The organism is uncultured Campylobacter sp. (assembly GCF_937949835.1).
Lineage (GTDB): Bacteria > Campylobacterota > Campylobacteria > Campylobacterales > Campylobacteraceae > Campylobacter_B.
Genome location: NZ_CALEDC010000206.1, coordinates 1 through 5,548, shown reverse-complemented (window position 1 = coordinate 5,548; position 5,548 = coordinate 1). Strand labels below are relative to the sequence as shown.

The following is a 5,548-nucleotide window of genomic DNA, read 5'->3' as shown; positions in this document are numbered from 1 at the left end:
GATCTGCTGATCGATCCTGCGTTGGCGTTCGGTTCAGGTCATCACGAAAGCACCAATATGTGCCTGGCGCTACTTAGCGAGCTCGCTCGCGATGGCATGAGCGCGCTTGACGTGGGCTGCGGCAGCGGAATTTTAAGTATCGCGATGAAAAAACTGGGCGCAAAGGTAAGCGCTTGCGATACCGATGAGCAGGCGGTGGCCGCTACGCAGCAAAACGCCGAGAAAAACGGCGTGCAGATCGATAAAATTTGGCTCGGCAGCGTTTCAAGCTTAAACGAGCAAGGCTCAAGCGCAGCCGCGCAGCCGCAGTTTGATCTCGTCGTCGCAAATATAATCGCCGACGTGATTTTGATCCTAAGCGCGGATCTGAAAAAAGCGCTAAAGCCCGGCGGCAAGCTCGTGCTGTCGGGAATTTTAGAAAAATATAAAGATAGGATCGAGCAGGCCTTTTCGGATTTAAATTTCGTGCAGATGAAAAAGCAAAACGAATGGCTCAGCTTTGTTTATGAAAGGAAGATATGAATAACAACTTAAATAATCAACCCCCTCAAAACGGCGGCGGAAACAATTTTTTTAATAAAAATCCGATCGGCGTTTTTATAATTTTCGCGCTTATTTTGATAGTCGTGTTTAAAGCGATATCCCCAAGTGGCGGATTTGATAGTGGTGGAGTGCTGGGCTCCGTCTCGGGCGAGAGTAGAAACGTAACTTACTCCGAGCTAAAATCGCAGATCAAAAACTCCCAAGTAAGCATGGTTTCCATCGGAAGCTCCACGATTAAAGCGCAAGTCGGCAACGTAATCTACACCGCCAAGCGCGTGGATGATCCCGAGCTAGTTCAAATTTTAGAATCGCGCAAAATTCCATACGGCGCGTATAACGAGAGCAACTTTTTAACCGATCTGCTCTTTAGCTGGGTCTTGCCGCTCGTGATTTTCTTTGGAATTTGGATGTTTTTAGCCAACCGCATGCAGCGCAATATGGGCGGCGGCGTGCTCGGCATCGGAAGCTCTAAAAACCTGGTAAGCGCCGAAAAGCCGAAGGTTAAATTTAGCGATGTCGCGGGCGTCGAAGAGGCGAAAGAGGAGGTTAAGGAGATCGTAGATTTCTTAAAAAACCCCGAGCGATATATCAGTCTCGGAGCTAAAATTCCAAAAGGCGTTCTTTTGGTTGGACCTCCGGGCACGGGTAAGACGCTGCTAGCCAAGGCGGTTGCGGGCGAAGCGGACGTGCCGTTTTTTTCGGTATCGGGCTCCAGCTTCATCGAGATGTTCGTAGGCGTGGGCGCTAGCAGGGTGCGCGATCTATTTGATAACGCTAAAAAGCAGGCTCCGGCGATCGTTTTCATCGACGAGATCGACGCGATCGGCAAAAGCAGAACCGCAGGCGGTATCGGCGGCGGTAACGACGAGCGCGAACAGACGCTAAATCAGCTGCTTGCCGAGATGGACGGCTTCGGCTCGGAATCAAGCCCGGTGATCGTCCTTGCGGCTACCAACCGCCCGGAGACGCTGGATGCGGCGCTTCTGCGTCCGGGCAGATTCGATAGGCAGGTTTTGGTCGATAGACCCGATTTTGACGGCAGAATGGCGATTTTGAAGGTGCATATGCGCGACGTTAAATTTGCTCGCGATATCGATATCGAAGAGATCGCGCGCCTTACCGTGGGCTTTGCGGGAGCCGATCTTGCAAACATCATCAACGAAGCCGCGCTTTTAGCGGGTCGCGAGGCAAAGGCGGAGGTCGAGCAAAAAGACCTGCTCGAAGCGATCGAGCGCGTCGGTATCGGACTGGCTAAAAAATCGCGCCGCGTAAGCCCGATCGAAAAGCGAATCGTCGCCTACCACGAAAGCGGCCATGCGCTCATCGCCGAGCTTACCAAAGGCGCGATGCCCGTATCTAAAGTAACTATCGTACCGCGCGGATTGAGCGCCGCGGGATACACGCTAAATTCGCCATTTGAAAATAGATACCTGCACCAGCGCCATGAAATTTTTGCCGAGATCGATACGTTTTTGGCGGGGCGCGCGGCGGAGGATGTGTTTTTGGGCGAGATCACCGACGGAGCAGGTAATGATTTGCAGCGCGCTACCGATATGCTTAAATTTATGGCTACTCAGGTCGGAATGACCGAGGCTCTCGGGCTTGCGGTGCTAGAAAAGCAGCAGTATTCCTTCCTAAACGGCGGACAGAGCATCAAGGATTACAGCGAGGTAACGGCGGTTAAGATCGACGAATATGTCCGCAAGACGCTGGATGAGCGCTATGCGGCAGTGAAAGAGACGCTAAGGACCTACGCTCCGGCGATTGAGGAGATGGTAAAGGCGCTGTATGAGAAGGAGACTGTCTCTGGCGAGCAGATCGTAGAGATCATCTCCAAATTTGAAAAAGATAACGGCATGCCTACCCGGCTGGTGCGAAATTTAGGCGCTAACGACGATATCGAAAGCGCAAAGAACGAGGCTTAAATTTAAAGCCTCGCGCAGGGCAAGAACTTAGGGCTAAATTTTAAGAAGGTCGCGCTAAAATGCTTTATGCGCGATCCGCGGCACCGAACGAAAAGCGGTGCAAAAATAAAATTTAAAGAGTAAGAGATGGAAGAGGAAAAGGGAAAATTGATCTATATATTGCCGAATTTTTTCACGGCGGCAAGTGCTTTTTTGGCGGTTATCAGCATAATTTCTACGATCAAAGGCAACTTCAGCGCCGCGATCTTTTATATCATTTTATCCTTGATCTGCGACGGGCTTGACGGCCGCGTGGCGAGGCTAACGCATGCGACGTCGAAATTCGGCGTGGAGTTCGATAGCCTTGCGGATATCGTTGCTTTCGGCGTCGCGCCGGCGCTGCTATTTTACTGCGCGGTCGGGCACGATTACGGTAAGGTCGGCTCGCTCGTAGCAGCACTTTACGTGGTTTTCGGCGCGATCAGGCTGGCGCGATTCAACGTCCCCACGGGCACCTACGAGCCTAGCGTTTTTATCGGGCTGCCGATACCAACGGCAGCGATTACGATGGCGTTTTGGATCGGAATTTATCTAAAATATGAGCTCTCCAAAGGATTTGGCGTATTTTTGATCATCGCAATGGCGGCGCTATCGTTTTTGATGGTCAGCAACATCCGCTTTCCAAGCTTTAAAAAGATCAGCCTAAAGCGCCCCAACGCGATTAAAATTTTAGTGCTTCTAATCGTCGTATTTTTCTCGCTTTTATATCTTTTCAGGCTGGAATTCCCGGCGGTGCTCACTTTAGTTTATATCGTTTACGGTTTGGTTCGCGGAGCTTTAAATTTAAGCGCGGCTAAATTTCATAAAAAAGACAAACCTGAGGAAACGGCGAAATAATCTCAGATATGTTTATCGCCGCGATTGTTTTAAGCTTGCGCGGCTATAATTTCGTCAAATTTTAACGCTTTGAAAGGACTTGTAATGGACAAAAATAAAATCATAATCTTCGATACGACGCTTCGTGACGGCGAGCAAAGCCCCGGAGCGTCGATGAATACGGATGAGAAGATCCATCTTGCGTTACAGCTTGAAAAGCTGGGCGTAGATGTTATCGAGGCGGGTTTCGCGGCGGCGAGCCCAGGCGATTTTGACGCGATAGAAAAGATCGCCGGCGCCGTTAGCAAGGCTCGCGTCTGTTCGCTTGCGCGCGCTTTAGAAAAAGATATCAAGGCTGCGGGCGAAGCGATAAAGGGCGCGAAGCTCGGGCGCATCCACACCTTCATCGCCACAAGCCCCATCCATATGGAATTTAAACTTAAAATGCAGCCGCAAGAGGTCATAAAGCGCGCCGTAGAGTCTGTGCAATACGCAAAAAGTCTATGCGATGACGTGGAGTTTAGCTGCGAGGATGCGTGCAGAAGCGATATGGGTTTTTTAAAAGAGATCTGCGACGCCGCGATAAGCGCAGGGGCCTCCACCATAAATATCCCCGATACGGTAGGCTATCTCTATCCGGATGAGATCACTGCGCGCATAGGCGAGATCGTTAAGCTTATCGGCGAGCGCGCCGTAGTTTCGGTGCATAACCACAACGATCTCGGTATGGCTACCGTAAATTCCTTAGCCGCTATCTTGGCAGGAGCCAGACAGGTCGAATGTACGATAAACGGTATCGGCGAGCGGGCGGGCAACGCGGCGCTGGAGGAGATCGTAATGGCGATCAAGACGCGCAAAGATAAATTTGCGCCGCTTTATACCGATATAAATTTGAAAGAAATTTATCCATCCAGCCGCCTAGTCGCGAGTATTACCGGCATCGAGCCGCAGCCTAATAAAGCGATCGTGGGCAAAAACGCCTTCGCGCATGAAAGCGGCATCCATCAAGACGGCGTGTTAAAGCACAAAGAAACTTATGAGATCATGCACGCCGAGGATATCGGGCTTGATAAAAACTCGCTCGTACTGGGCAAACACAGCGGCCGTCACGCCTTTAAAGATAAGCTGGTATCTTTAGGATATGAGCTTAGCAACGAGCAGATTGAGATCGCGTTTAATAAATTTAAAGCGCTCGCAGATAGCAAAAAGGACGTTTTCGACGAGGATATTAGAGAACTCGTAAACGATGAGTTCGTGGGAGCCGAAAAGACCTACGAAGTGCTGGTTTTAAGCTCCAATAGCTGCAACAAAGGACACGCTAGCACCGCACTTACGCTAAGGTATAAGGATGAAATTTTAAGCGATAGCGCGCTTGGAAACGGCGGCGTGGATGCGATATTTAAAGCGATAGATCGTATAAGCGGTATCAGCGGCAGCCTGAAGGATTATCAAGTAAAGGCGGTCTCACAGGGCAAAGACGCACTGGCAAAAGTAACTGTCAAGGTGGAATTTGCGGGCGAGGGCGCCATCATCGGCAGAGGACTTGACGTAGATACGATGCTAGCGTCTGCAAAGGCCTACGTTGCGGCGCTAAATACATATTTGGACGCTAAACGTTAAGATGTTGGCGTGTACGGCGGGATTTGTTAAATTTAACGCAAATTCCGCCAGATTAAACAAATCAAAAGCAAAATTTTAATAATATTTCACACTTAAAACGTTGGAGTAGGGGGTATTGAGCCGAAACTTGTTTTAAAATTTATTTATGGAGACTTTTATGAAAAAAGTTCTTGTATTGTTATTTGCGCTTTGCGGCGCGGCTTTCGCTAGCGAGCAGCTAAGCGCTTACACTCAGATCGTTTCTTTTTCTGCAATTACCGTTGCAGTCGTTTTAGGTCTAGCCGCTTTGGGTGGCGCATTAGGTATGGGAAATGCCGCTAGTGCGACGCTTAACGGCATCGCTAGAAATCCGAGCGTAGCTAGCAAACTATCGACTACGATGTATATTTCGCTTGCTATGATCGAAGCGCAGGTTATCTATGCGTTGGTTGTTTCATTCGTCTTGCTTTTTGCAAACCCTTTCATAACAGAAGGTCTTGCGGCTGCTGCAAAATAATCCTAAGCCCGAGAAATCGGGCTTTAAACTTATATAATTCAAGGCTTAAGATCAAGCTTTAAAATTTATGCGACCGTGGTGGAATTGGTAGACACGCTATCTTGAGGGG

The 5,548-nt window shown here is 49.6% G+C and carries 5 protein-coding genes; all 5 read left to right on the top strand.

Translation table 11 applies throughout. From position 1 onward, the window contains the following. Positions 1-522: 50S ribosomal protein L11 methyltransferase (locus Q0256_RS04810; RefSeq protein WP_297960584.1), on the top strand; the 522-nt coding region annotated here is incomplete at its 5' end. Further along, a complete protein-coding gene (gene ftsH, locus Q0256_RS04805; RefSeq protein WP_297960581.1) occupies positions 519-2,468 on the top strand; it encodes an ATP-dependent zinc metalloprotease FtsH in 1,950 nt (649 codons plus the stop codon). The genes Q0256_RS04810 and ftsH, both read left to right, overlap by 4 nt. 126 nt (positions 2,469-2,594) lie before the next feature. Then, on the top strand, positions 2,595-3,344 hold the full coding sequence (gene pssA / locus Q0256_RS04800; RefSeq protein ID WP_297960578.1) for a CDP-diacylglycerol--serine O-phosphatidyltransferase: 750 nt from the start codon (positions 2,595-2,597) through the stop codon (positions 3,342-3,344). Positions 3,345-3,428: 84 nt separating this feature from the next. After that, entirely contained in the window at positions 3,429-4,943 is a 1,515-nt protein-coding gene (locus tag Q0256_RS04795) for a 2-isopropylmalate synthase (RefSeq protein WP_297960575.1), read from the top strand. 157 nt (positions 4,944-5,100) lie between these two features. Then, positions 5,101-5,439, top strand: a complete 339-nt coding sequence (gene atpE / locus Q0256_RS04790) for an ATP synthase F0 subunit C (RefSeq protein ID WP_297960572.1) — start codon at positions 5,101-5,103, stop codon at positions 5,437-5,439. Positions 5,440-5,548: the final 109 nt, after the last annotated feature.

Coding starts and splice junctions, on each gene's coding strand:
- pssA (WP_297960578.1), top strand. CDS start 2,595: ATGGAAGAGGAAAAGGGAAAATTGATCTATATATTGCCGAATTTTTTC.
- ftsH (WP_297960581.1), top strand. CDS start 519: ATGAATAACAACTTAAATAATCAACCCCCTCAAAACGGCGGCGGAAAC.
- Q0256_RS04795 (WP_297960575.1), top strand. CDS start 3,429: ATGGACAAAAATAAAATCATAATCTTCGATACGACGCTTCGTGACGGC.
- atpE (WP_297960572.1), top strand. CDS start 5,101: ATGAAAAAAGTTCTTGTATTGTTATTTGCGCTTTGCGGCGCGGCTTTC.